General features: G+C 30.0%; 25 protein-coding genes. 5 read left to right on the top strand and 20 right to left on the bottom strand.

Annotated elements, in window-relative coordinates; genetic code table 11:
• Window positions 1–36: 36 nt before the first annotated feature.
• From Q3287_RS08580 to Q3287_RS08545, 8 genes are all read right to left on the bottom strand, one after another.
• Window positions 37–516: an L-2-amino-thiazoline-4-carboxylic acid hydrolase gene (locus Q3287_RS08580; RefSeq protein WP_054268951.1), complete on the bottom strand. Its 480-nt coding sequence runs from the start codon at window positions 514–516 to the stop codon at window positions 37–39.
• 46 nt (window positions 517–562) lie between these two features.
• Window positions 563–1411 (bottom strand): PTS system mannose/fructose/sorbose family transporter subunit IID, encoded by an 849-nt coding sequence (locus Q3287_RS08575; RefSeq protein ID WP_054268950.1) that lies wholly within the window; start codon window positions 1409–1411, stop codon window positions 563–565.
• Window positions 1411–2166 (bottom strand): PTS sugar transporter subunit IIC, encoded by a 756-nt coding sequence (locus tag Q3287_RS08570; RefSeq protein WP_021383017.1) that lies wholly within the window; start codon window positions 2164–2166, stop codon window positions 1411–1413. Before Q3287_RS08570 ends, Q3287_RS08575 begins: the two co-directional genes overlap by 1 nt.
• Window positions 2167–2192: 26 nt before the next feature.
• Window positions 2193–2681, bottom strand: a complete 489-nt coding sequence (locus Q3287_RS08565) for a PTS sugar transporter subunit IIB (protein ID WP_054268948.1) — start codon at window positions 2679–2681, stop codon at window positions 2193–2195.
• A gap of 17 nt (window positions 2682–2698) precedes the next feature.
• Window positions 2699–3100, bottom strand: a complete 402-nt coding sequence (locus tag Q3287_RS08560; RefSeq protein WP_407963874.1) for a PTS mannose transporter subunit IIC — start codon at window positions 3098–3100, stop codon at window positions 2699–2701.
• Between the two features lie 2 nt (window positions 3101–3102).
• Window positions 3103–3600 carry a PTS sugar transporter subunit IIB gene (locus Q3287_RS08555; RefSeq protein WP_054268946.1) on the bottom strand — a complete coding sequence of 166 codons (498 nt, stop codon included), beginning with the start codon at window positions 3598–3600 and terminating at the stop codon, window positions 3103–3105.
• A 23-nt stretch (window positions 3601–3623) separates the two neighbouring features.
• Complete coding sequence (locus tag Q3287_RS08550; RefSeq protein ID WP_222153459.1) at window positions 3624–4076, bottom strand: PTS sugar transporter subunit IIA; 453 nt, start codon at window positions 4074–4076, stop codon at window positions 3624–3626.
• Between the two features lie 181 nt (window positions 4077–4257).
• Entirely contained in the window at window positions 4258–6825 is a 2568-nt protein-coding gene (locus Q3287_RS08545) for a sigma-54-dependent transcriptional regulator (protein ID WP_407963873.1), read from the bottom strand.
• Between the two features lie 165 nt (window positions 6826–6990).
• Here Q3287_RS08545 and Q3287_RS08540 point away from each other — a divergent pair, with 165 nt between their 5' ends.
• Window positions 6991–7734, top strand: coding sequence for a phosphatase (locus Q3287_RS08540; RefSeq protein ID WP_407963872.1), 744 nt, complete (start codon window positions 6991–6993; stop codon window positions 7732–7734).
• An 804-nt stretch (window positions 7735–8538) separates the two neighbouring features.
• Here the strand turns inward: Q3287_RS08540 and rlmD are convergent.
• From rlmD to Q3287_RS08525, 3 genes are read right to left on the bottom strand one after another with little or no spacing between them, the layout of a single operon-like run.
• Window positions 8539–9894 carry a 23S rRNA (uracil(1939)-C(5))-methyltransferase RlmD gene (rlmD, locus tag Q3287_RS08535; RefSeq protein ID WP_407963871.1) on the bottom strand — a complete coding sequence of 452 codons (1356 nt, stop codon included), beginning with the start codon at window positions 9892–9894 and terminating at the stop codon, window positions 8539–8541.
• Window positions 9895–9917: 23 nt separating this feature from the next.
• Window positions 9918–10640: a pseudouridine synthase gene (locus Q3287_RS08530; RefSeq protein WP_231301296.1), complete on the bottom strand. Its 723-nt coding sequence runs from the start codon at window positions 10638–10640 to the stop codon at window positions 9918–9920.
• Window positions 10640–10969: a DUF1904 domain-containing protein gene (locus tag Q3287_RS08525; protein ID WP_407963870.1), complete on the bottom strand. Its 330-nt coding sequence runs from the start codon at window positions 10967–10969 to the stop codon at window positions 10640–10642. The genes Q3287_RS08530 and Q3287_RS08525 overlap by 1 nt, the downstream gene beginning before the upstream one ends.
• 192 nt (window positions 10970–11161) lie before the next feature.
• On the opposite strand from Q3287_RS08525, the gene fba reads away from it, so the two are divergent.
• A complete protein-coding gene (gene fba / locus Q3287_RS08520; RefSeq protein ID WP_054268940.1) occupies window positions 11162–12088 on the top strand; it encodes a class II fructose-1,6-bisphosphate aldolase in 927 nt (308 codons plus the stop codon).
• A 239-nt stretch (window positions 12089–12327) separates the two neighbouring features.
• On the opposite strand, the gene Q3287_RS08515 is transcribed toward fba, so the two are convergent.
• The 8 genes from Q3287_RS08515 to hadA all read right to left on the bottom strand — a co-directional run bounded on the left by Q3287_RS08515 (window position 12328) and on the right by hadA (window position 21904).
• The gene (locus Q3287_RS08515) at window positions 12328–13959 is read right to left on the bottom strand and encodes a sigma-54-dependent Fis family transcriptional regulator (RefSeq protein ID WP_054268939.1); all 1632 of its coding nucleotides are present in this window, start codon (window positions 13957–13959) and stop codon (window positions 12328–12330) included.
• 483 nt (window positions 13960–14442) lie between these two features.
• Entirely contained in the window at window positions 14443–15480 is a 1038-nt protein-coding gene (locus tag Q3287_RS08510) for an electron transfer flavoprotein subunit alpha/FixB family protein (RefSeq protein ID WP_021382901.1), read from the bottom strand.
• A gap of 18 nt (window positions 15481–15498) precedes the next feature.
• Window positions 15499–16284, bottom strand: coding sequence for an electron transfer flavoprotein subunit beta (gene etfB, locus Q3287_RS08505; RefSeq protein ID WP_054268938.1), 786 nt, complete (start codon window positions 16282–16284; stop codon window positions 15499–15501).
• Between the two features lie 32 nt (window positions 16285–16316).
• The gene (gene acdB / locus Q3287_RS08500; RefSeq protein WP_021382942.1) at window positions 16317–17450 is read right to left on the bottom strand and encodes a putative isocaproyl-CoA dehydrogenase AcdB; all 1134 of its coding nucleotides are present in this window, start codon (window positions 17448–17450) and stop codon (window positions 16317–16319) included.
• A 47-nt stretch (window positions 17451–17497) separates the two neighbouring features.
• Complete coding sequence (gene hadC, locus Q3287_RS08495; protein WP_054268937.1) at window positions 17498–18625, bottom strand: (R)-2-hydroxyisocaproyl-CoA dehydratase subunit beta; 1128 nt, start codon at window positions 18623–18625, stop codon at window positions 17498–17500.
• The gene (gene hadB / locus Q3287_RS08490; RefSeq protein ID WP_074179972.1) at window positions 18625–19851 is read right to left on the bottom strand and encodes a (R)-2-hydroxyisocaproyl-CoA dehydratase subunit HadB; all 1227 of its coding nucleotides are present in this window, start codon (window positions 19849–19851) and stop codon (window positions 18625–18627) included. The genes hadC and hadB overlap by 1 nt, the downstream gene beginning before the upstream one ends.
• Before the next feature lie 14 nt (window positions 19852–19865).
• Window positions 19866–20666 (bottom strand): 2-hydroxyisocaproyl-CoA dehydratase activator HadI, encoded by an 801-nt coding sequence (hadI, locus tag Q3287_RS08485; protein ID WP_021382982.1) that lies wholly within the window; start codon window positions 20664–20666, stop codon window positions 19866–19868.
• Window positions 20667–20704: 38 nt separating this feature from the next.
• On the bottom strand, window positions 20705–21904 hold the full coding sequence (gene hadA / locus Q3287_RS08480; protein WP_054268935.1) for an isocaprenoyl-CoA:2-hydroxyisocaproate CoA-transferase HadA: 1200 nt from the start codon (window positions 21902–21904) through the stop codon (window positions 20705–20707).
• A gap of 676 nt (window positions 21905–22580) precedes the next feature.
• Between hadA and Q3287_RS08475 the strand changes: the two genes are divergently transcribed.
• The 3 genes from Q3287_RS08475 (at window position 22581) to Q3287_RS08465 (ending at window position 25055) form a co-directional block, all read left to right on the top strand.
• Window positions 22581–23579: a D-2-hydroxyacid dehydrogenase gene (locus Q3287_RS08475; protein ID WP_054268934.1), complete on the top strand. Its 999-nt coding sequence runs from the start codon at window positions 22581–22583 to the stop codon at window positions 23577–23579.
• Window positions 23580–23904: 325 nt separating this feature from the next.
• Entirely contained in the window at window positions 23905–24432 is a 528-nt protein-coding gene (locus Q3287_RS08470; protein ID WP_054268933.1) for a TIGR04002 family protein, read from the top strand.
• 26 nt (window positions 24433–24458) lie between these two features.
• Window positions 24459–25055, top strand: a complete 597-nt coding sequence (locus tag Q3287_RS08465; protein ID WP_407963869.1) for a TIGR04100 family radical SAM protein — start codon at window positions 24459–24461, stop codon at window positions 25053–25055.
• Between the two features lie 179 nt (window positions 25056–25234).
• Here the strand turns inward: Q3287_RS08465 and Q3287_RS08460 are convergent, their stop codons facing one another.
• Window positions 25235–26098: a GRP family sugar transporter gene (locus tag Q3287_RS08460; protein ID WP_407963868.1), complete on the bottom strand. Its 864-nt coding sequence runs from the start codon at window positions 26096–26098 to the stop codon at window positions 25235–25237.
• Window positions 26099–26147: the final 49 nt, after the last annotated feature.

Here is a 26147-nt window from a genome sequence, read left to right as displayed (position 1 = left end):
AAGCCTGTCCATAAGGACAGGCTTTTACATTAAAAACTATTTTCTTGTAAATACTAACTCGCAAACTTCATCATCATGAGCACATTTTTGAGCAAACTCTAATCTAACACCTCGTGCACAATCAACTCTTCCATAATCACCATAGCAAGCTAATCTACAAATTTCTTTTCTTTCTTCTTTATTTAATCCATATTCTTTCCAAGCAGCATCTAATGGACAGTGATGGAATTTTAAAACTCCATTTTCATCTGTATTTTCTACTAATTCCATTTCAAACACTTTTTGTCCTTTACTATTATATAACATTTCCGCCATTTTTCCTGGAGTATCTGCTACGTTATATTTTTGACCTCTCATTTTACCAAATCCGTATATTGCTTCTTTACATATATCATCTGGATTAACTCCTAATTTTTCAGCTTCTTTCATAAGAAGATAGAACCATACTGCTCTTTCTCCTGTTGCTCCCCTAATTCCTTCTAAATATTCCTTTTCTGTATACATTTTTTCTGACATTTCTTTCTCCTCCTAAAATTAAATTCTATATTTTAATCATTGTAAATTAGAATATTCCAATGAATGATCCTACTAATGCTACTACAACTAAAATTACTAACAGCTTAGTTATTGTCCACTTCTTGTATTTCATTCCCCAATATACAAAGAATACAACACCAAGTGGTAATAAGCCTGGAGCAATCATATTTAATGTATCTTGAACAACAATTGCTTTACCACCAATATTAAATGATAATGGTGTTGAAAGCTTAACTGTAGTTGCAGATAATGCTCCCATCATAAACATTCCTAGAATTGAAGCACCATCAATTATCTTATTGACAATACCACCTGATAGAATTTTCTTAATTGAATCTCTACCTAAAGAATATCCTAAATGGAATAAATAATAGCCTTCACAAAATAGTAATATACTAAACATTATTGGGAAAAATGCACCTATAACACTTCCTTCTGCACCAAATGAAGCACCTAAAGCTAGGAATATTGTTTGAAATGTACCAAAATCTAAAGTATCTCCAATTCCAGCCAAAGGTCCCATAAGACCATTCTTAACACCTGAAATAACTTCTCCTGGGATTTTTCCTTCAGTAGCTTTTTCTTCTTCCATAGCTAAAACTGTACCATGAATTAACCCTCCCCATATAGCTTGAGTATTAAAAAATTGTAAGTGTCTCTTTAATGCATCTACTAAATCTTCTTTTTTCTTATACAACTTTTCTAAAGCTGGAGTGAAACTTGCACAAACTGCTAATGCTTGCATTCTTTCAAAAGAGTTAGATAATTCTGCTGTCCACCACCATCTTAGATATGTTTTTGTTACATCTTTTTTCGTAAGTACTCTTATCTTATTAACTTCAGTTGTACCTTGTTCATTTTTAATATCTTGCATTATACTTCACCTACCCTTTTATCTTCTTTCATAAATGTAACTAAAAGAGCTATACAAACACCAAATATTGCAGCTGCAGTAATTGATATTTTAAAATATTGAACCATAAAAAATCCTATAATAAACATTGGTAAGAATTTATTTTTACCTATAGTAAATATTGTTGTTGCAAAACCTAATGCAGGTAATATACCACCCATTACTGTTAATCCATTCATTAACCATTGTGGTATAACATCTAATAATGATTGAACTAAATCTGCTCCAAAAAAGTTACATACAAAAACTATTGGAAATCTCAAAAAAAATCCAAATATTAAAGAGTAAAGTGTTGCACATCTCCAGATACCTTTTGTATTACCTACTTCAGCATACTTATCTGCCTTATGAACTAATACAGCATTACCAGTTCTTCTTAAGTTATTAACTAATACTCCTATAACACCTAAAGGTACTGCAATAGATACTGCAACTTCTGCATTAACACCAGTTTGAAGTGCTACTGGTATTGCAATAAGAGCAGCTAAACATTTATCAGATGGAATATTTCCTCCTGCTGCAACCATTCCTAGATAAACCATTTCTATACTTGCACCAACAATCATACCAGTTGTTACATCACCCCAAAGTAATCCAAGGCTAAAACCTATAAATAAAGGTGACTTTAGTGTTGAGAAAAGAGTATATCCTGCAAGACCTGCTGCAAACCAATACCATAATCCTGTTACAATTGCCAACATCAAAACAGATTCCATTTATAATTCCTCCTTATTTATAATTTCTATTTAAATTTCTTTAATGCATTTTCATATGTCATAGATGATTCCTCTGGTATAACTTGTAGAACTATTTCAACCCCCTCTTCATTAAGTTCATTTAGTTGTTCTACATCTTCATTTCCTAATGAAACAGCTGTAAATACCATCTTCTTTCCTGCTTCATTTGGAATGCCTCCTAATTGAATCTTTTCATATTTAAGTCCGGCCTTATACGCTTTACTTGCCATATCAACGTTCTTAAATAGAATAAATATATTTTTATCTCCTAAAGTATTGTTTTGGAATGCTTGTCCTGCATCTTCTGCTGTTAAAATAGATACTTCTACTCCTGATGGTGCTGCCATTCTATATATATCAGCCATAAATTCATCTTGACCTAAGAAGTCATCAACTATTATTATTTTTTGAGCTTGAGCGATTTTCACCCATTTTGTTATAACTTGTCCATGAATTAATCTGTGATCTACTCTTACTAATGTTATTTTTGACATTATATCCACCTCATAATTTATATTTTTTTAAATTCTTTAATCAAATCTACACAAAGGTTATTATTTTTTTTCACAATTCTTTCTGGTAATGTATGTACTTTGTCTTCTTTGCTTAATTCTTCATCTACGATTAAAATTGTCTGTAAGCTAAGTCCATTTATGGCATCTATTCCTCTTCTTATAGCAACAGCTATTGCAACACTTGATGTAGAACCCCCATACAGATCTGATATTATAATTTTCACATCTTCTTTATCTACTACTTCTTCAACCTCTTTCATGAATACAGAAACATCTTTTTCAGAGCTTAGTGATAAAACTTCGTATTGATTTGACAATCCAAAATTTTCATTCGCTTCTTCTACTAATACCTCTCCCCAAGTTCCATGGCAGAGTATGATTGCCTTATATCTATTCATTACTAAACAAACTCTCCTTTATAGCGATTAATACTGTGATTTAATTCTACTTCATCATCATCAGGTACCATTTGAATTGATACATTAATATTTTTTTTAATAAATTCATATATTAAAAGAAACTCTTTTTTATTAATGTATACATTTTGAGATATTTTCTTTTTTCCTATCCCTGTAGGTATTCTTCCAATAATAAGTTTTTTAATATCGATTCCTTCCTCTATCATTCTATTTGCAGTATCTAAGTTTTTAATTAATACAAAAACGTTATCATCAGCTTGGTTATTATAAAAATACCTCCTTGATTCACTTACAGTTAATATTGATAAATCAATATTCTTTGGTGCTGCCATTTTTATTAAACCTTTAGAAATAACATCATTGGTTGTTTCATCATCTACCACTACTATTTTTTTAACACCTAGATGCCTAACCCATTTATATATCACTTGACCATGTATTAATCTATCATCACATCTGCAATATTCCACTAAAGACATTTTTAATCGAACTCCTTTTTATATTACATTGAGCTAAGAACTTTATTAATATTGTTTATACCAGTTTTTCCAGCTTCAATACATGCATCTGCTAACTCCTCTAGATTTTTTCCTTCTCTATTAATTAAAGCTTCAAGTAGCATTGGAAGGTTTACTCCAGTAAGTGCATGAAAGTCTCCACCTTTTTTAAGGTTTAAACTTGCGACATTACTTGGCGAACCTCCTAATAGGTCAGCTAATACTAAAACTCCGTCACCTTCATCTAATTCATTTAACTTTTCTACAAAATTTCTATTTAAGTCTTCAATATTATCATTCCTATTTAGTTTAATTGCTGCTGTTCTTTCTGCTGGTCCTGCAATAAGTTCACAGCTTTTTATAATTTCTTCACTAAAACTCCCATGAGTCATAACTATTATACCTATCACCAATCTCACCTCACTTTTTTTGTCACTTTTTATATAAGCAATTGCCATGCCAACGTATGTGTATCAATAACAAGTGGCTATTCTGCAAGATTTAACCAACCCTTTTTGCTTAATTTATTAAAAAAACTTATTCTTTCAATATGTATCAAAATGTTTTTCAGACCTGTATCAAATCTGTATCAAAAAAAGTAAAAAAAAGATAGCCTTTTGGCTATTTTTAAATTTTGTATCAACTTTTAAATTTATCTGTATCATATTGTGATTCAAATATATCTAATATATTTGCATATTCCATATCTGAAATAATTATATCGAATGTCTCTTCTACAAGCTTAAAATTTTCTTTTATAACTAAATATAATTCTTTACTTCTACTAATTCTTTCTTCGTATGATTTATAAACTAAAGACTCTTTTATTATTATTCTTTCAATCATACATGAACAATGAAATATAAACTTTACTAAAAGCTCATCTTGAATTACTAAAGAATAATGTTCACTAATCCTATTAATTACTTCTTTTAATATAAAATAAGCTTTTTCCCCATTTAAAAAGGTCAAAGTCTTGCTAATATTGTCAATTAGTAATCTATCAAAATATCTACCACCATTATCTTTTTCAGCATATGTAATTTCCATATCTCCATAATGTTTCTTTATAGATTCTATAATATTAAAATATAATTTCTCTAATGTCATTTCAGGAGTTAGAGCCTTTCTAGTTGCTTCTATTACAATAGGTGTACTTACCATATCTATTGCTTTTACTTCTTTTCCAGTAGCATCATGAATAACTTTAGCAAATGTTAAAATAGATCCCATATCAGTTAAAATTAAAACTCCCTTTCCTTTATCAATTTCATTAGCTATTTCTACAGCTTGGACTAAAATATCCTGAACTCTATCTTCTAGCCCCATATTGATTGCCACTGCATGGTTACAATCCAGTAAAGTATTAGCTACATTCACCATGCTAGATGCTGTAGATTCACCATGCATTATAACTAATATTGCTATACTTTCCTCATTTAATCCCACATAAGATAAATAAAGAAACGTTGCTAAAAAAATTGCTTCATCTTCTGGAAACTCAACCCCATACATTAATGACATGTTAGATAATATTTCTTTTGCTATGTCATATTCATATGCTCTTTCCTTCATAATTTCATCTTTATTAGGATGTTTTACTATGTTCCCAATCTTTATTCTTTCAATTAAATTCTGAATGTGTAAGGCTATAGCTTTTATTAATTTATCTAATCCTTCTTTTCTACTCCATTTATCATGCTTTTGTAAAATATACTTCACAGTAGTTGCAATTGAATCATTAACAATATTGTTATAAGCTGTTTGATTACTACTATTATATATAAAAGTATTCATTAAATTATAGGAATACTTCTGTATATCTTCATCTATAAAGCTTCTAATTTGTGACTCTTTAATGCCTTCTTGTTGAAGTTTATCCCAAGTTTCTTTTATCATTCCATAGAAATCTAAATCATATTTTTTATTTTCTATTAATAAATTTTCACTTTCAAAATTCTTTTCTTCTGGTAAAAAAATAATATCATCTTTCCCAATAAAACTGAAATTCTGTACAAACTCCTCTTTTCTGTTATTTCCATACAATGACTCTCTAATATTGTTTGGTAGAAGAGAAAGTCTTACATATACACATTCCATTTTATAGGTCATATAGTCTAAAAAAGCTCTTGCACAAATTAATTGTATGTCGCTTTTTAATTGTCCTATATTTCCCTTACACTTATATAAAATAAATGCCTTAATAACTTCTTTTGAAACCTTTAACTTAACACCAATCCTAATACTTTCTTCTTTAAAAAAATAACATATAAGCCTCATTCTCTCCTGAAAGCCTCTTTCCTCTAAAGACGGAATCTTTATAGTTACAGGTATTCTTCTTAAAAACGTTTCCAACATTGCTGTTTGTGGATCTTCTGTAGTAGCTGCAATTATCATAACCCTACACTCATGTACCTTATTAGTCTCTCCTAACCTTCTATATATACCTTTATCCATAAGCAGAAATAGCATTTCTTGTCCCTCTGCAGATAACCTATGAACTTCATCTAAAAACAATATCCCATTATTAGCTTCATGTACAATACCATACTTATCTTTATCAGCTCCAGTAAATGCCCCTTTTACATATCCAAAAAGTTGCGCTAATAATAATTGCTGATTATCAGAATAATCAGCACAGTTAAATATGATAAATGGTGCATTATCACTATCTTCTTTTATAGTTAAGCTATACTTATACATATATTCTGCAAATATAGATTTACCAACTCCTGTAGGTCCTATTATTAATGTACTCAAACCCTTAGGTGGATATATTACTGCTGCTTTAGCTTGCTCTATCTGGGACTTTAAACTTCCATCATACCCTATTAAATTAAAAATATTGTCCTCTTTTTTTATGCTATCTACAATATACTCATCTTTGATAGAATCATTCTCACTATATTCGTTTATAGAGTTAATATTATCAAATATCCCTTTATTTAGTGTCTTTCCTAAAATACTCTCAATACTTTCTTTATATAAGTACTGAACAGGTTTTCCTTTTATCTTTATAATAATACTTTCCTTTATTAATTGATTTAATTCCTTACTAGCATTACTTCTATTTATACCTACTTCAGTAGCAATATATTCTGCATCAAATCCAAATCTAATGCCATTATTAAGGTTCAAGTGTTCCTCTGTTAGCCTTTTCAAGCAAATTAAAACTTTTTCTTTCCTTGATAGCCTCTTTTGTATCATAGTTGACCTCCCCCATAAGCAGTAATACTGTTAAATATTTATTATTAAGCTTAATTCTACAATATTTTAATATTTTTGTCTAATTGTGTAACTATTGATTTTATTTCTGGTTCGTTTTATAATATAAATTACGTTACCCTCATCTTTAATAGAGGAGGAATTTATATGAATTTTTTATCAGATTTACACACCCACTCTATAGTCAGTGGTCATGGCTATAGCACTTTGTTAGAAAATATTAATTATTGTAAAGAAAATGGAATTAAGATACTAGGTACATCTGAACATGGTCCTAAGATGCCTGGTTCTCCCCACAAATGGTACTTTCACAACATTCAAAATATCCCAAGAATCATAAATGACATTATAATCCTAAGAGGATGTGAAGCAAATATACTAGACACTGAAGGAAACATAGACCTAGAACCCTTTGTCATTCCTCGATTAGATTATATTATCTTGTCATTTCATGAAGCCGTTTTTTCACCAAATACATTGGAGAATAATACTAAAGCCTTAATAAATGTAATAGATAAGCATGATAATATTGAAATATTAGGTCATCTTGGAAACCCAAACTACCCAATTGACTATGAATTAATCATTAAATTAGCCATGGAAAAGAATATATTAATAGAAATAAATAATTGTTCTATCAAAGGCGTGTCAAGAAGTGGTAGCTTGGATAATTGTAAGTATATTGCTACACTTTGCAAAAAATATGGTGCTAAAATCATACTAACTTCAGATGCTCACATTTGTTTTGATATAGGTAACTATGAGTATTCTGAGAATATCTTAAAAGAAATTAATTTTCCAGATGAATTAATAATGAATTATCCTAAAAAACTTGTTAATCATTTTCACCAAAAAGGTAAATTGCTAGATGTTGATTATACAAATATTTAAGTAATAATACATGCTTGCTTTAACTCTTATAAAAAGCTTAATACTATTTATATTAATGAAATGATGAAATTATAATGAAGATGATATTTGATAAACTAATAAATTAGGACATTTCTAATAAAATATATATTATTAGTATTGATAGTTTAGGAGAAGCAGATAAAAGTACACTTGCTAACTCACTAAAATTACAATTAAAAAATTTGAATTATCCTTCTTACATCTTACACATTTATGATTTTATACATCTTAAGTTAATTAGATATAATAAATTCTAAAGAAGAGTGATATTGTTATTACAACATCCAATAGAAATATAATTATTTACCAAATAAAATTTTAGTTTCTATAAAAATAAGAATAAAATAGTATAAATAAAATGATAGATATATAAGTAATTTAGAAGATATAAAATGTAAATAGCAAAATAGGTACTTCTCCACTTAAGAAAAAATACCTTGGAATATTATCCTATTGAAAATGCCAATCTCATATTAACTACAAATAGACTATAATTTATGTATTTGTCTACTTTTTATGTGCTTACAAAAAGGTACTATACTATCAATGTTTTAGTATAGTACCTTAAGTGAATATTTATAGTGTAAATTAAATTTTTTCATCTATATAACAAGTAATTATTTACTATTACAAATCTATTGTATAGACTTTACTCTAAATTAATTTGGAGTCTGGAAATATTTTTAAAAGCATTATAGAATAAATTTCCCACTGAAAAATAATTATGGTGGCAAATCGGTGGCAGAACCACCTCTATAACATCATTCAATAGCTAGAACCCTGTTATTCTCTAATAAGTTTAACTACAGTCTCGCAATGAGGCGTATTTGGAAACATATCCATACACTTAACCATCTTAATCTCATAACCATACCCCTTAAAATCAACCAAATCCACAACCAAAGACTTCGGATTGCAAGAAATATAAACTATCTCCTTAGCACCAAATCCACAAATATCCCTAATAGCATCCTTATGAATACCTGGTCTAGGAGGGTCAACAATAATCAAATCAGGCTTGTCCTTCAAATCCTTAACAACCTTAGCCACATCTCCAGCAATAAACTCACAATTAGTAAGCCCATTCAACTTCGCATTCTCATTAGCAGCAGCAACAGCTTCCTCAACTATCTCAATGCCATACACCTTCTTAGCAGCACCAGCCATAACCTGTCCAATAGACCCAGTCCCACTATACAAGTCAAACACAACCTTATCATTGTAATCTCCAATAAAATCCCTAGCAATACTATAAAGAACCTCTGCTCCCTTAGTATTAGTTTGGAAAAATGAAAATGGCGAAATCTTAAACTTAAGACCCAAAATTTCTTCTTGTATATAATCTCTTCCATACAATACTCTTAACTCATCACATTGGACTGCATCTGCTAAACCATCATTAATAGTATGAAGTATCCCTACTAACTCAGCTTTGAAATCAATCCCTAAAAGCATGTCCTTAAATTCGTTCATGTCAAAATCTTCTTGAGAAGAAGTTACTATATTAACCATAATCTCATTAGTATGAATCCCTTTTCTAACTACAAGATGTCTCAGATATCCTTTATGATTCATTGTTCTATAATAAGGAAGCTCTTTTTCATTAAAAAACTCTACACTAGAAACTAATATTTTTGAGAAGTCCTCATCAACTAACATACACTCCTCAACAGTTTGTATATCTATATGCTTTCCTTTTTTATGAAGCCCTAATGTCAAAGGTCCATTTTTTACTTCATCTCCAAAAGTATACTCCATCTTATTTCTATAATATTTGTTTTCTGGACTTCCTTCTATCCCTAAAAATTGAAATCCAAATAAGTCTTGCTTTAAGAATAAATCCATAACTTGTTTTTCTTTTATTTCCAATTGCTTTTCATATGGTACTGATAGTAATGTACATCCTCCACACTCTCTAAAGTGCTTGCAAGCTTCTTCAGTTTCAAGTGGTGAGTACTCTAATAATTCTATCATCTTAACTTCGGCTTTCTTACTTCTAACTTTTTTAACACCAGCTCTTACCTTTTGACCACTTATTCCACCCTTCATGTGAATAACTCTGTCTCCAATTTGGCCTAATGATGTACCACCAAATTCCATTTTATCTATTTCAAATTCTACAATATCCTTTTTCTTCACAAACCTTCCTCCAATTTATTATATTATCTTTCTTCAATCATCTTTACTTCTTCATCTGTTAACTCTCTATACTCACCTAATTCTAGGCTCTCATCCAATTTCAAATTACCCATAGACAATCTTTTTAAGTATACTACTTTTTTGCCTACACTTTCAAACATTCTTTTTACTTGGTGAAACTTACCTTCATGTATTGTAAGTTCTATCTCTGATTCATCATCACTCTTTAATATATTTAACTGAGATGGCATAGTTTTATATCCATCATCAAGCACTACACCTTCTAAAAAAGCTTCTACATCTTCTTCAGTAACTACTCCATCAATTTTTGCATAATAAGTCTTAGGCACATGCTTCTTAGGAGATAAAACTCTATGAGAAAGCTTCCCATCATTAGTTAAAACTAATAATCCCTCTGTGTCTTTATCTAACCTTCCAACAGGAAATGGTTCAAAAGCTAAGTATGATAAATCAATTAAATCTAAAACCGTTGGGTCATATTTATCAGTAGTTGCTGATATATATCCATCTGGTTTATTCATCATTAAATATATATATTCTCTATATATAACTTCTTCTCCATTAAACAATATTTCATCATTTTCAGTGTCTACTTGAGTTCCTGGATTTGAAACTTCACTCCCATTTACTACTACAGACCCCTGCTTACAATACTTCTTTATTTCACTTCTACTTCCATAACCTAAATTTGAAAGAATTTTATCTATACGTTGCTTTTTAGCCATTAAAAATGTTCTCCATTCTCATAATATTTTTCTTTTTCAAATACTGTAAATGCTAAATCCATACTTTCTACATCTAAATTATTTCTTATACTATCAGTTATTATTCTTGCTACTATATCTTGTACTTCTTGCCCTCTATCAAACCAAGCTACTTCAACAAAAGGATATACATCTGCTATTTTACCATATCTTATTGCAACTGACTTTATACATTCTATTTCAAAATAATCTCTTGGGCATTTTACAGCTTCAACTAAATCATCTATCATCTTTTCACTTATTTTGCATATATCATTCTCATTAATTCCTCTAATTTTTATCTGTGGCATTGTTAGGTCTCCTTTATCTTAATTCTTCTTAAAACGTTCATATTTTTTATTATTTTATCTAATCCTATTATCTTATATTTAACATTATACTTGTAATTTATAGTTATTACAATTTACTATATACTTTTTTTGATTTAACGTTATAATATAAGTGATGGGTAAATTTTAAAAGTTAATAGGAGGAGTTTTAAAATGGCATTAATTACTACAAAAGAAATGTTTAAAAAAGCTTATGAAGGTGGATTTGCTATAGGTGCATTTAACATAAGTGACTTAGAACAATTACAAGGTGTTTTAAAAGCTGCTAAAGCTAAAAATTCTTATGTTATGATACAAGCTTCTATGTCAGCTGTTAAATATGCTGGACCTCATACATTAGTTGAAATGGTTAAAGTTGCTTCTGATGAAATAGGTGTAGACGTAGCTCTTCACTTAGACCATGGCCCAAATATGGATGCTATTAAAACTTGTATTGATGCTGGTTTCTCTTCAGTTATGATAGATGGTTCTCATTTTGACTTTGAAGAAAATGTTAGAATAACTAAAGAAGCTGTTGAATACGCACACTCTAAAGGTGTTGTTGTTGAAGCAGAACTTGGTGTTTTAGCTGGAACAGAAGATGATGTTACTTCTGATGTTCACAAATATACTCAACCAGCTGAAGCTGTTGAGTTTGTTGAAAGAACAGGAGTTGATTCATTAGCAATAGCTATAGGAACTTCTCATGGAGCTTTCAAATTCAAAGGAGAAGCTAAATTAAGATTCGACATACTAGAAGAAATCCAAAGCAAATTACCAGGTTTCCCAATAGTTCTTCATGGTGCATCTGCTGTTGACCAAAATGCAGTTGCTACATGTAATGAATTTGGTGGAAATATAGCTGGAGCTAAAGGTGTACCTGTAGAAATGTTAAGAAAAGCATCTTCTATGGCTGTTTGTAAAATAAACATGGATACTGACTTAAGACTAGCTATGACTGCTGCTATCAGAAAATTCTTAGCTGAAAATCCAAAAGAATTTGACCCAAGAAAATACATTGGCGCTGGTAGAGATGCTATACAAGCTGTAGTTGAAAGCAAAATAGATGATGTTTTAGGTTCTGCTAACTCTATAAACTAATATAACTTTTAAATATTTATAAAAGAAAAGAGATGACTTGGAATAATTAATTTTATTTCTAAGCCATCTCTTTTAAGTTGTACATACATTTCCCAAAAAGGTTGTCCAAAATCAACATAACTTAATCTATTCTTTTTTTAAGTTATGCCAAACAGTTTATGTTTTCTATGTAATCGTCTATCATTAGCTCTTAAAAAGTAAGACTCCATCAATTCTAATTACTTTTCTAAGCTAATTGACTATACATGAATGTGTCCACTTTTTATCTTTCTATGAATAGTAGAAGGATATATACCTATAACTTCAGCAGCCTTTGTTATTGAACCATACTTATTTATAGCCTTACTTATCATTATTTGGTCTACTATTTTATATGCATCATTAAGATTCATAATTCCATTTACCACTATTGGTGATAAATCATCTGTTTCATTATCAATCATATCTAGATTTATAAGCATATTAAATTCATCTTCTCCAATTACATTTTTAGCTGATAAAACTACGAATCTTTCAATGATATTTTTCAATTCTCTTATGTTACCTGGCCAAGAATATTCTTCCAATAATTCAATAACCTTAGGTGAAACTTCTACTTCTCTATTATACTTTTCATTGTAAAGCTTTAAGAAATAATTTACTAATGGTACTATATCTTCTTTTCTCTCTCTAAGTGGTGGTATTTTTACTGGAATAACACTCAATCTATAGTATAAATCTTGTCTAAATTTAAGGTTATTTCTAAGGTCTTCATGAGAAATATTAGTAGCACTTATATATCTAACATCTATCTTTATAGGTTTGCTACCACCTATTCTAGTAATCGTATTTTCTTGTATAACTCTAAGTAATTTTTTTTGCATCTGCATTGGTAACTCACCTATCTCATCCAAAAAGATAGTTCCACCATTTGCCTCTTCAAAAAGTCCCTTTTTACCTTTTTTCTTAGCTCCAGTAAAAGAACCTTCTTCATATCCAAAAAACTCTGATTCTAATAGTTCATTTGGTATAGCTCCACAGTTTATTGCGATAAAAGGTTTTTCCCTTCTTGAACTGTACTTATAGATAGTTCTCGCTATTATTTCTTTTCCTACACCCGATTCTCCATTTATAAATATAGAAGAATCCGAAGCTGCAGCTCTCTTGACAACTTTTTTTATGTTATCCATAATCTTACTTTGACTTATATACTCTGTATCCTCTGACATATCACTATATCTTATCTGAGATTCAAGCTTAATGACCCTTGAAATATCTCTTCCTGTAAGTACTCCTCCTGTAAGTTTTCCCTTAGAGTCCCATCTTGGAACTGCTGTATAGGCAATAAGTTTTCCATCAGGGTAAACGATATTTCTATAAATCTTTTTCTTCACTTTGAGCATATTTAATATTATTGGTTCTTCTACTAATCCTTGTCTTACAAGGTCCGTTATATTTCTACCAAGTACTTCAGTTCTTTTAAAAGGTAATATCTCATCACTAACATTATTCATCTTTTCAATTACCCCATCTTTGTTAAATACAACGACAACTTCATCTATATGTTCTATTATATCCTCAACTACTTTATCCGATATTACAGATTTCTCAAATAAATAAACTATAGTATTTTCATTATTATTATCTTTCATATTGTATATATGTGCATTCATTCTTAATTCTCTGAAAGCTATTTTCTTTTTACTATCTGTCAGAATTTCTTTTTTGTCAAAGTTAGAATCTAATTCATTTATATTTTTAGGCTTTTTTATATCTAGAAAACTAAAAATACTATCTATTAGATGATTACAATATATTATTTCGCCTGATTCCTTACATAAAATAGCTGGATTTTCTACATGTTCTATAAGCCCTATTAAATTATTATCCATTAATATTCGCACCTTTCATTAAGTAATTTATTGAACTACATACAAAATTTATTGTTTGCTTACAATAAATACCATTAGCACATACAACCAACTCCTCGTAATATTTGTCTTTTTAAATAGCTTCCTTCATTAAAATGTAACTAAGATATAATTTTAATGATTATAGTTTGTTAAAAATTTCATTTTGCTTTTAATTGTATTTTATCACACATTTAGTAATTATTTGTCTATTTAGTACAATTTAATTAAATTTAAGATTTATTCAAAAAAAATAAAGATAATCCTTATAGGGTATGACTCACATTTTGTAAGCAATACACATATAAGGATTATCTAGATTATCTTGTATTGTAAAATTTTATTCAAACAGACTTTTTAATAACTGACAAATACAAACTAGCAACAACTTATCAAAGGGTTAATAATCATGTTACTAACTAATAAGACTTATTCAATCAGTAATATTTATATAATTTGTATCAATTAAGCTTTTATAGCTTCTAATAAATCATCAACGCTATCTAATTTATCTATAAGCATTGGTACTATTTCATGTAAATCTCCAACTACTCCATAATCAGCGATTTCTAAAATTGGAGCTGCTGGGTTTTTGTTTATAGCAATTATGAAATCTGATGATTGCATACCTGCTAAATGTTGTATTGCTCCTGATATACCACAAGCTATGTATAGGTTTGGCTTAACAGTAGTTCCTGTTTGACCTACTTGGTGAGAATGGTCTATCCATCCAGCATCTACAGCTGCACGAGAAGAACCAACTACTCCACCTAATTTGTCAGCTAATTTCTTAAGCATTTCAAATCCTTCTGGTCCACCTAATCCTAAACCACCTGATACTATAACATTTGCATCTGTAAGAGATACTAAATCTTTTTTAGTTTTAACTGTTTCTAAAACAGTAGTTCTTATATCATCTTGAGTTATTTTATAGTCTAATGCTATAACTTCACCAGTTCTTGTTTCGTCTTGCTCAGCTTTATCCATAACACCAGGTCTAACTGTAGACATTTGAGGTCTATGGTTTGGACATATGATTGTAGCCATTATGTTTCCACCAAATGCTGGACGAGTTTGTTTTATTTTCTTATCTTCTGGGTCTATTTCTAACTTAGTACAGTCAGCTGTTAATCCAGTTCCAACTCTTGAAGCTATTCTAGGTGCTAAATCTCTACCTATATGAGTTGCTCCGAAAAGCATTATTTCTGGTTTTATTTCATCTATTGCATCTTTTATTACTTTTGTATATGCATCAGTTGTATATTTTTCTAAAAGAGCATCATCTGCAACATAAACTTTATCTGCTCCAAAAGTGATTAACTCTTTAGCTAATCCATCAACATCTTTTCCTAATAATACTGCACAAAGCTCAGCATCTACTTCTGTAGCTAATTTTCTTCCTTCTCCTAATAATTCGATAACTACTGGAGCTATTTTTCCTTCTCTTTGTTCTGCAAATATCCATACGTTTTTATAAGAACTTAAATCTTTTATATCATTCATAGTTTGTACTCCTCCAACTTATATAATGTGCTTTTGTTTTAGACCGATTATTATTTTGTTAGCTATTTCATCAGCTTTACCTTCTAAGATTTCTCCTTTTCCTCTTGGCTCAGGAGTAAATGATCTAAATACTTTAGTTGGTGATGCTTTTAAACCAACCTCTTCTTTATTTACATCTAAATCATCAATTGTCCAAACTTTTACATCATGTTTATATGCTTTTACTATTTTATCAACAGACATGTATCTAGGTGCATTTAACTCTTTTACTGCTGTTAAAAGTACAGGTGTACTTACTTTTATTAATTCATATCCATCTTCTAATTGTCTTTGAACTATTATATCTTTTCCTTCTATTTTGAAGTCTTGTACATATGTAACTTGAGGAATGTCTAATTTCTCTGCAATTTGTGGTCCAACTTGTGCAGTATCTCCATCTATTGCTTGTCTTCCTGCAAATATTATGTCATAATCTCCAACTTTAGCTATACCTGCTGCAATAGTATTTGATGTAGCCCAAGTATCAGCTCCTCCAAATGCTCTATCACTTAATAATATTGCATCATCAGCACCCATAGCTAAACACTCTCTTAGCATAAAGTCTGCTTGAGGAGGTCCCATTGTTATAACTGTTATAGTTACATCATCATGCTCATCTTTAATTTTTAAAGCTTCCTCTAATGCATTAGCATCATCTGGGTTTAATATACTTGGAACTCCATCTCTTATAAGAGTACCTGTTTCTTTATTTATTCTTACTTCGTTAGTATCTGGAACTTGTTTTACGCAAACTAATATTTTCAAAGTCTATACCTCCAATTTCATTAGATTATTTATTATTTTAATACGTTTGATGAAATTACCATTTTTTGAACTTCTGATGTTCCTTCGTATATTGATACGATTCTAGCGTCTCTGTACATTCTTTCGATTTCATAATCTTTTATGAATCCATATCCACCATGAAGTTGTAATGCTTTGTAAGCAACTTCATTTGCAACTTCTGCTGCATAGTATTTAGCCATTGCAGATTCTTGAGCAACTCTCATTCCTGCATCTCTCTTTTGTGCTGCATCGTAAACTAATCCTCTAGCTGCACAAACTTTTGTTTCCATATCAGCTATAGTAAATTGAGTATTTTGGAATTTAGCTATAGGCTTACCAAATTGAACTCTTTGTTTTGTATATTTAACAGCTTCATCTAAAGCACCTTGAGCAATTCCTAGAGCTAGAGCAGCAACACCTATTCTACCTACTTCTAAAGTACCCATTGCTATTTTAAATCCATTACCTTCTTTTCCTATAAGGTTTTCTTTTGGAACTTTAACATTTTCAAATATTAAGTCAGAAGTTTCAGTTCCTCTTATACCCATTTTATCTTCATGAGCTCCTGTTGAGAAACCATCCCATTTACTTTCTACTATAAATGCTGATGTACCTCTAAGACCTTTACTTCTATCTGTAACTGCTATTACTATAGCTATGTCGCAGAATGGTCCATTAGTTATGAAAGTTTTTCTACCATTTAAGATGTAGTGGTCTCCAACTAATTCTGCTGTTGTTTGTTGTCCACCTGCATCAGAACCAGCTCCTGGCTCAGTTAAACCAAATGCTCCTATTAATTCACCTGTTGCTAAACCTTTTAAGTATTTTTGTTTTTGCTCTTCAGTACCATTGTAAAGTATTGGTAATGTAGCAAGAGAAGAACCAGCTGTAACAAAAGTAGCTGTTGATGCACATCTTCTAGCTATTTCTTCCATTATGATAGCATAAGAAACATATCCTGCTCCCCCACCACCATACTCTTCTGGAATATTACTGCTTATAAATTTTGTTTCAGCTAACTTTTTGATTAATTCCTTAGGCATTACACCTGTTTTATCCATTTCTGCTGGTAAAGTATCTAATTCTTTACTAACAAAATCTCTTACTGCTTTTCTTAAAAGTTCTTGTTCTTTGTTATATAACATAGCTTCCTCCAATTTTCACATTTTATAGTAAATTTATTTTAATGAACTTACGCTAAACTCATCATCTCAGCAAAAGTTTGAATACGAGTTCTGGCTTGTTCATTATTCTGAGTTTGTTGGTCAATTTCAACATATAAAGTAGGTATTCCACTATCTTCTATATCTTTTTTAACTAAAGGATAATCGTATTCTTCTGGGTCACAGAACTTCATCATACAGAAGATAACACCATCTATATCTTTCTTTTTAACTTCATCTACTATAAGTGACCCACGTTTTTTCTTAGGGTCATAAGCTAATGAACATCCTTCTATGTTTGACCATTGTCTTGCTAATCTCTCTAACGCATCATCACCTGCTGGTACATCTGTTCTGAATTGTCTTGTTTCTTGAGCTAAATCATCTGCTACAACTGATATATTGTTGTCTTCTAAAATATCTAATATATCTTTAGAATCAGCTACTATACCTGTTAATAAAACTTTCTTTCCAGAACAGACTTCTTCTGGCATAGCATTTAATTTTGCTATTAATTCTTTAACTAATTCAGTGTGTTCTTCTTTTCTCATAAAGAATCCACTTTTGATTACTAAGCTTCTTACTGATGGTTTTATAGTATTAGAATGTTTATAAGCTACTTCAACAAAGTCTCTCATAGTTTTTCTATGTTCATTGTAAACTTCTATACTTTCATGAATTTTTGCTTCTTCTATTTCATAACCACATATTTCTTCAAGCTCTCTTTTTACACCTTTGTACTCACTGATTAGGTATTTTACACCAGCTTCAAGTTTTCTATTTTGTGGATGTACTAATGATATATATTTTATATGAGGTACTGCTGATTTCCAGTTTTGTCCTAGACAAATTAATGTATCACACATACCTGGTATAATAACTCCAGATAATTCATCATAAGCACCTTTTAATCCATATTCTAAACATGATTGCATTATTGAACATGCAAATGCAGGGAAATATTGTTTAGCTAAATCTAATTCTGTTTGTCCTCCCCATATACCAACTGGAAGCATTCCAGCTGCATGTATAATCTCTTCTGGGCAGTAAACTGGGAAACAACCTATAGCTTTTTTACCAGTTTCATCTTTATATTTTTTTACAGCCGCATTTGGATTTTCAACTACTTCTTTCATTTTAGATAAAATAGCTTCCATTATATCTCACCTCTATTAAGTTTTTTTCTTTCTTCCATTACTTCAACTAAACCTTGAATTCTTGTTTCAAATTGAGCATTAGTAAAAGCTCTAGGATCTGCTTGGTCACCATCAAATCCAGCATATGGTAATCCAGTTTCTTCAGCTGCTCTTCTTTGCATTTCATATTGTATTAAACTCATAAGTTTACAGCTTCTGTTCATATGATAGAATGCTCCATCACATTTACCATCTATTAAAGAATCAACTCTATATTTTGTCATACGGTCTAAGTTTACATTGTTAAACATAGTACTGTATGCTACTGCCATTCCATCTAAATCATTAACTTCATATTGTAATGCCCAAGCATGTGGGTAAACACTACCTGTCATGTTAACTCCAAATTTAGCTAATGTTTTCATTTTGTATCCTATATATGGCCAACAAGGTATACCTTCCATCATTATTCTGTATTTTTCTTCTCCTCTGAAAGAAGATTTACCAGTTTTCATGTTGTCCTCTAATTCTTCTATAAGTAACTTAAATGCTTCTGTAGTTTCTTTTTTACCTCTAGCACAAACTATTACAGCCATGTAAGTAAATAAGTCAAATCCATTCATTGGTGAAGGAGAAGAATCTGCTGGTAAACTCATAGAGTATTTCCATAGTCTTCCATTCTCAGCTGATATTTTCATTACTTCTTCAAACTTCTTAGGGTCAAATTTCTTTCCTGATATAATTTCTAATTGCTTTATAGCTTCTTCAAATTGAGCTTTAATATAATCAATTCTTGATTGAGTAACTTCATCTTCATTATTGAAAGTTGTATCAATCATTATTAGAGGTATATCTAATTCTCTTGAAATATTTTCATACCATTTTATAACTTGGTTACATATATTGTTACAGCAAAGTAGGAAATCTGGAGCTGGCATATCTAAAGCTTCACAGCCACCATTTTCTAAAAGACCAAAATTTGTTCTTGCATATGCACATAGGTCGATAGAATATCCTTTAGATTCAGCCATTTCACATAATTCTAAAGAACCTTTTTTAGCCGCTACCCCAGCTGCTTGGTTTTCTGGATATAACACATTTAAGTCAAATACTTCTGCTAATTCTTGAGGAAATACTGATGTTGACCAACCTACAGGTCTTCCTTCTTCTTTAGCTTTAAATGCATTTGCATATTGTTCAGCTAATAAATCATTTATTACTACTCTAGCTTCTTTTTTTTCAGACATTTTCATCCCTCTTTTTATATATTTTTCACTTCTTTTTGTGATGTTTTCGCCTCATCAAAAGCGTATAATGCTGCTCCTAAAGCGCCCGTTAATTGAGGTATATCAGGTACAATAATTTCTGTGTTGATTTCTCTTGCCATAGCTCTTACGATACCACTATTTCTAGCAACTCCACCAACCATAACTACATTTCTTTGTACTCCTATTCTTTTTACTAGGCTAGAAACTCTCTTTGCTACTGAAGTATGAATACCTGCCACTATATCTTCAATTTTTGCATTTTCAGATAAATGTGATATAACCTCAGACTCTGCAAATACTGTACATGTACTGCTTATTGACACTTCATTTTGAGAATTCATAGATATACTTCCGAGTTCAGATACATCAACCTCTATTATCTTTGCCATTACATCTAAAAATCTTCCTGTACCAGCAGCACACTTGTCATTCATAAGAAAGTTTAGTAGTCTTCCATTATTATCTAACTTTAATACCTTTGCATCTTGACCACCTATGTCAATAATGGTTCTTGTCTCTGGAATTATGAAGTTTACTCCCCTGGCATGACAGCTTAATTCACTTATCTGCTTATCAGCATCTGAATAATTCATTCTTCCATATCCTGTAACTACAACTTTTTCAATGTCTTCTCTTGCAAGACCAGTCTTGCCATATAATTTTTCTAAAACTCTTGATGGTCCAGTAGTCCCAGTACCAGAAGATATTGTCTCATAAGCTACAATATCTTCTCCATCTTTTAAAATTACTCCCTTTGATGCAGTTGAACCTATATCTAATCCCATTGTGTACATCTTTAGCATTCTCCTTTTATAAAATCTAGAATTACTAATTAGTATCTTACAACTTTACTATCTTTGAAGTTATTTATTTTTTCTTCATCATAACCTAAAGATTTTAATACTTCTACAGTATGTTGACCTACTTTTGGTGCTGGTGTATAATCTTTTATTCCTTCATTTCTAAACATAACTGGAGTATTAACTAAGACACCTGTATTTCCGCTATCATATGTTTTCTTAAATAAGAAGTCGTTTGCCCAAGCTTGTTCGTCATCTAATAAGTCTTCACAGCTTTGGATTTTTTCAAATGGTAAGTCTGCTTCTTCTAATAGAGCTGACCACTCATCTAATGTTTTTTCTAACATAGCTTCTCCAACTATCTTAACTAAATCTTCAACATGATTAACCATTGAATCTATGTTATTGTATCTATCGTCTTCTAATATATATTCTCTATTTATAACCTTACAGAATTTACCTAACCACTTGTTGTATTGTATTAAAGCTAATTGAATCCATCTTCCATCTTTACATTTATATGTAGTCATTAATGGGCTGTTTGGATTTTCTCTTGATAAAGGCATTTCATTTCCGTATTGTGCTGTTGTTATCATTGTTCCCATTCCATATATAGCTGTATGGAAAAGACTTACTGTTACTCTTTCACCTTTACCAGTTTGACTTTTTTTATGTAATGCTGCTAAACTTCCTGCTGCTAATGCTAGACCTGCATAGTGGTCACCAAATCCTGCTGCTGTATTTGCTGGAGATGTTCCTTTTTCCATAACAGATTGGCTAACTCCTCCTCTTGCGAAGTATGCAGTGTAGTCAAATCCTGGTTTATCTTTTAAAGGTCCTTTTTCACCATATCCTAATATTTGAGAGAATATTAATCCTGGATATTTATCTTTTATTTGGTCATAAGCTATACCCATTTTTTCTAATGCTTGAACTCTAACATTAGTTACAAATATGTCTGCTTCTGATAATAATTTATGTAATATTTCTACTCCTTCTTTTGATTTTATATTAATACTTACACCCTTTTTATTTCCATTTTCTAATTCAAACATAGGGTTTTCATCATCTGATGCTGGAGATTTAAATGTTCCACCCATAACTCTTATTCCATCACCTTCTATAGGTTCAATCTTAATAACCTCTGCACCCCAGTCACCTAACATTTTTGCACAACATGGTGCTGCGATGAAACTTGAAAGTTCTACTACTTTAACTCCTTCTAAAAGCATAACGTTTTCCTCCTTAATAGTATCAATTATAAAATTTCGATTAAATCACTCATGAAATACCTTTTTCTGATATTAACTATTTGATGTCAAAGTTCCTAATCTTATCTAAAATAACTTAAAAATTATTAAAATTATTTTTTATTGTTTTATTGTCTTACACCTATATTGTTAAGCATTTATCGTGCCAACTTTATATTTAAGCAAAATATCGCTTGATTTGAATGTTTTTTAACAATATACAATTGAATTATTATTTTTATATCGTGGCATTATGCAACTCTCCATTGCATTTTGCTATCCTTTCTATGCATATAAAAGTTTTTTTTATATATTTTTTTGTGAAAAAGCTTGACATTTCAAAAAAAGTTTTCATTGCTAAACTCAAAAACACATGTTATCATTGTAATTAATCAGCAAGTTAGTTAACTAATTTCAAACTTAGATAAATTTTTAATAATATTTAATCTAAAAAATAACAATTTCTTTGATAAATTTTTAAAGCAATTATTACATTAAATAAAAAATAACTAAATATCGAAATATGACAGGGAAAACAATTTCAAAACTAAATTTTTAACCTTAAAAATTTTGTATAAAAAACATAGCCTTATATGTTACATATTATTTCTAAATGAAAGATTACCATATAATTTAATAATTACAGGAGGGTATTGATATGAAAATACTAGTATTTGGAGCACGCGATTATGAAGAACCAGTAATAAAACAATGGTCTGAAGAGCATAAGGATGTTCAAGTGGATATTTATCCTGAAAACATGACTGAAGAAAATGTGGTTAAAGCTAAAGGGTATGATGGTATATCTATACAACAAACTAACTATATAGATAACCCTTATATTTATGAGACTTTAAAAGATGCTGGGGTTAAAGTTATAGCTTCAAGAACTGCAGGAATGGATATGATACATTTTGGTCTAGTTAATGAAAATGGACTTATTGTTACTAATGTTCCTTCTTATTCACCTAATGCAATAGCTGAATTAGCTGTTACTCAAGCTATGAACCTTTTAAGAAAAACTCCTTTAGTAAAGAAAAAAGTCTGTGAAGGTGACTATCGTTGGATAGCTGAACTTCTTGGAACAGAAGTTAGATCTATTACAGTAGGTGTTATAGGTACTGGAAAAATAGGTGCTACTTCTGCAAAACTATTCAAAGGCTTAGGGGCTAACGTAATTGCATTTGACCAATATCCAAATAATGATTTAAATGATATATTAACTTATAAAGATACTTTAGAAGACCTTTTAAAAGAAGCTGACCTTATAACATTACATACTCCTTTACTTGAAGGAACAAAACATATGATAAACAAAGATACTCTAGCTATAATGAAGGATGGAGCTTATATAGTAAATACTGGTCGTGGTGGTTTAATTAAGACAGGGGACTTAATAGAAGCACTAGAATCAGGAAAAATAAGAGCTGCTGCCCTTGATACATTTGAAACTGAAGGATTATTCTTAAATAAAAAGATGAATCCAGGCGAATTAACTGACCCAGAAATAAACAAACTTCTTTCTATGGAACAAGTTATATTCACTCATCACCTTGGTTTCTTCACTAGTACAGCGATAGAAAATATAGTTTATTCTAGTTTAAGTAGTGCTGTAGAAGTTATAGAAACAGGAACTGCTACTAACAGAGTAAATTAGTATTTTATAAATATATTTTTTTATTAATTAGCTATTATCTAACAAAATAGCCTTTAATTTCCCAAATATAAGAGAGTCTATTGGGTAGACTCTCTTATATTATTTTTTTATCTCTAATTTATCCACTTCTAATACATCACATATTATATTCTACTTTGCCTACTACTCTATTCCTCGTTTCTATTTATATACATTTGAATGGGTACAATCTATATTTTACAAAAAAAACACTAAACAAACTATGAAAATTGTATGATTAATATTAATATATGTATAAGAAAACATTACAATTATCTTAGTTTTGGATTTCTAGGGAGGGAGTATATTGGAAAAAATGAATAAAGTTACTTCTAAAAAAACGACCTATATTGTTACTTCTGCGTTATTTGCATCCATAATATGTTTGACAATAGCGTATATACTACATATCCCAGTGGGTGGAAATAATGGATATGTTCATATAGGAGATGCTTTTATTTATCTTGCTGCAACCATCTTACCAACAAACTACGCTATAGCAGCCTCTGCAATAGGTGCTGGTCTAGCTGATTTATCTACAGGTGCTGCTATTTGGGTAATACCAACTATAATCATAAAGCCAATACTTGTATTATTTTTCACTTCTAAAAGTGACAAGATAATAAATAAAAGAAATATAATTGCTTCGATTATAGCAGGTATAGTAGGGTTAGTCTTATACATGTTTGCTGAAGGAATAATCATTGGAAGCTTTACAAGTGCATTTATAATGAGCTTACTCGGTTTATTACAGCCAATAGGAAGTTTTATTGTCTTTATAATTTTAGGTATAGCACTTGATAAACTTGACTTTAAAAGACGTTATTTTAATTAAGAATTTAAATTTATGGAGGGAAAATTATGAATATCTTATATACAATTGAAAATAGTATCTATGTAAATATAACTAATACATGTCCATGTAGTTGTGTTTTTTGCATAAGAAATGAAAAAGATGAAGTAGCAAATAGTGGTAGTCTATGGTTGGAACATGAACCAAGTATAGACGAAGTAAAAGAAGCCTTCAACAAATACAATTTAGACGACTACGATGAAATTGTTTTTTGTGGATATGGTGAACCCTTAATGAGAATAAATGAATTAATAGAAGTTGCTAAGTTTATAAAAGAAAAAAGTAACATAAAGACAAGAATAAATACAAATGGTTTAAGTGATTTAATACACAATAAAAAAACAGCTATCCTATTAAAAGATGTTATAGATGCAGTATCAATAAGCCTTAATGCTCCAAATAAAGAAGCATATAATAGAGTTACACAACCAAAGTTTGGGGAAAAATCATTTGATTATATGTTAGATTTTGCAAGAGATTGCAAAAAACACATAAAAGAGGTGGCTTTCTCAGTAGTAGATGAAATATCTCCAGAAGAAATAGAAGAATCTAAGCAATTAGCAAAAGAACTTGATATACCACTAAGAGTTAGACATAAGAACTAATAATTTGTGAGATTCATATTATATCAAATATAAAAATCAATATAACCAAAATAGGGAATATAAACAAATTTATCTAAATAAATATGTTTATATTCCCTATTTATTATTTATTAATTATGTATTAGCTATTTATTAAACTGACTTTAATTATCTATACTTCTTTTTAATTAATGGAACGATTAAAGTAACAATAGCCATCCACCAATTAGTATTAAAATTGAACCTGGTATTTTTTCTTTTATATTTTCTTTGAATATAAAATGAGCAAGTATCAAAGTTATTATCATAGATACCTGAGAAAACGGTTCAGCTATACTAAGCTCTAGATTATTTAAAGCGATTAATAACGCTAAATAAGAATATCCATTAATAGCACCACTTACAATTGAAAGAACTTTTTTATTACTAAAAATCTCATAAATTACTTTTTGCTTCTTTTTAAATGCTAAGAATACAAATAGATTTAATCCTACAAAGAAATAAAGTATAGTCGAATATAGTATAGGAGATACTTGTACAAAAAAAGCCTTATCCAACACTCTCCCTACTGATTGTAAAAATATGTACAAAAACATTAGTCTACATGGCAAGTTGTTAAAAATCACGGATACATTTTTTAGAAAAGAACTTACTTTTTTTAATATGAATACTCCACCAATCATAACTATGATTCCTGCAACTTTTGCTAAACTTAAACCTTCACCTAAAAATATAACTGATAAAAGTAATAGAAACAAAGAATTTAGACTGTTTATTGGAGTCACAAGTGAAACTTCACCAGTTGCTAAAGATGTCACATATGCTACTGATCCAATTGAGTAAACTAAGCTACTTATATAACATGGTATTAAAAATGACCAATCACTAACTTTATACGTTAAACTAAATGGAAGTAAACATACTCCTCCAATAAAGAAAAATAAAAATGATGAAGCTATATTTTTATAAATATCACCTTCTTCATCGCCTAATAACCTTACAACTACTCTCTCAAAAGCTAATAGCACTACTCTAATTAATAATGCAAAATAAGATAATATCATTTTTGACCTCACTTAAAAATTAATCTGACTTATTATTTATATTGATTAT

This window comes from Clostridioides sp. GD02404, from assembly GCF_045898275.1.
GTDB classification, from domain to species: domain Bacteria; phylum Bacillota; class Clostridia; order Peptostreptococcales; family Peptostreptococcaceae; genus Clostridioides; species Clostridioides difficile_A.
Note: the sequence above shows the minus strand (reverse complement) of the source record. Positions and strands in the feature narration are given on the sequence as shown.

Excerpts from the sequence above, each read along its gene's own strand:
- Q3287_RS08545 (WP_407963873.1), bottom strand. The coding sequence starts at position 6,825 with ATGATACAAAAGAGGCTATCAAGGAAAGAAAAAGTTTTAATTTGCTTG.
- Q3287_RS08475 (WP_054268934.1), top strand. The coding sequence starts at position 22,581 with ATGAAAATACTAGTATTTGGAGCACGCGATTATGAAGAACCAGTAATA.
- Q3287_RS08515 (WP_054268939.1), bottom strand. The coding sequence starts at position 13,959 with ATGGATAATAATTTAATAGGGCTTATAGAACATGTAGAAAATCCAGCT.
- Q3287_RS08530 (WP_231301296.1), bottom strand. The coding sequence starts at position 10,640 with ATGGCTAAAAAGCAACGTATAGATAAAATTCTTTCAAATTTAGGTTAT.
- Q3287_RS08510 (WP_021382901.1), bottom strand. The coding sequence starts at position 15,480 with ATGAATGATATAAAAGATTTAAGTTCTTATAAAAACGTATGGATATTT.
- Q3287_RS08580 (WP_054268951.1), bottom strand. The coding sequence starts at position 516 with ATGTCAGAAAAAATGTATACAGAAAAGGAATATTTAGAAGGAATTAGG.
- Q3287_RS08465 (WP_407963869.1), top strand. The coding sequence starts at position 24,459 with ATGAATATCTTATATACAATTGAAAATAGTATCTATGTAAATATAACT.
- hadC (WP_054268937.1), bottom strand. The coding sequence starts at position 18,625 with ATGGAAGCTATTTTATCTAAAATGAAAGAAGTAGTTGAAAATCCAAAT.
- fba (WP_054268940.1), top strand. The coding sequence starts at position 11,162 with ATGGCATTAATTACTACAAAAGAAATGTTTAAAAAAGCTTATGAAGGT.
- Q3287_RS08460 (WP_407963868.1), bottom strand. The coding sequence starts at position 26,098 with ATGATATTATCTTATTTTGCATTATTAATTAGAGTAGTGCTATTAGCT.
- Q3287_RS08540 (WP_407963872.1), top strand. The coding sequence starts at position 6,991 with ATGAATTTTTTATCAGATTTACACACCCACTCTATAGTCAGTGGTCAT.
- hadI (WP_021382982.1), bottom strand. The coding sequence starts at position 20,666 with ATGTACACAATGGGATTAGATATAGGTTCAACTGCATCAAAGGGAGTA.
- Q3287_RS08555 (WP_054268946.1), bottom strand. The coding sequence starts at position 3,600 with ATGTCTTTAGTGGAATATTGCAGATGTGATGATAGATTAATACATGGT.
- acdB (WP_021382942.1), bottom strand. The coding sequence starts at position 17,450 with ATGTTATATAACAAAGAACAAGAACTTTTAAGAAAAGCAGTAAGAGAT.
- hadA (WP_054268935.1), bottom strand. The coding sequence starts at position 21,904 with ATGCTTTTAGAAGGAGTTAAAGTAGTAGAACTTTCAAGTTTCATCGCA.
- Q3287_RS08565 (WP_054268948.1), bottom strand. The coding sequence starts at position 2,681 with ATGTCAAAAATAACATTAGTAAGAGTAGATCACAGATTAATTCATGGA.
- Q3287_RS08560 (WP_407963874.1), bottom strand. The coding sequence starts at position 3,100 with ATGAATAGATATAAGGCAATCATACTCTGCCATGGAACTTGGGGAGAG.
- Q3287_RS08550 (WP_222153459.1), bottom strand. The coding sequence starts at position 4,076 with ATGGCAATTGCTTATATAAAAAGTGACAAAAAAAGTGAGGTGAGATTG.
- Q3287_RS08570 (WP_021383017.1), bottom strand. The coding sequence starts at position 2,166 with ATGGAATCTGTTTTGATGTTGGCAATTGTAACAGGATTATGGTATTGG.
- Q3287_RS08525 (WP_407963870.1), bottom strand. The coding sequence starts at position 10,969 with ATGCCACAGATAAAAATTAGAGGAATTAATGAGAATGATATATGCAAA.
- Q3287_RS08575 (WP_054268950.1), bottom strand. The coding sequence starts at position 1,411 with ATGCAAGATATTAAAAATGAACAAGGTACAACTGAAGTTAATAAGATA.
- hadB (WP_074179972.1), bottom strand. The coding sequence starts at position 19,851 with ATGTCTGAAAAAAAAGAAGCTAGAGTAGTAATAAATGATTTATTAGCT.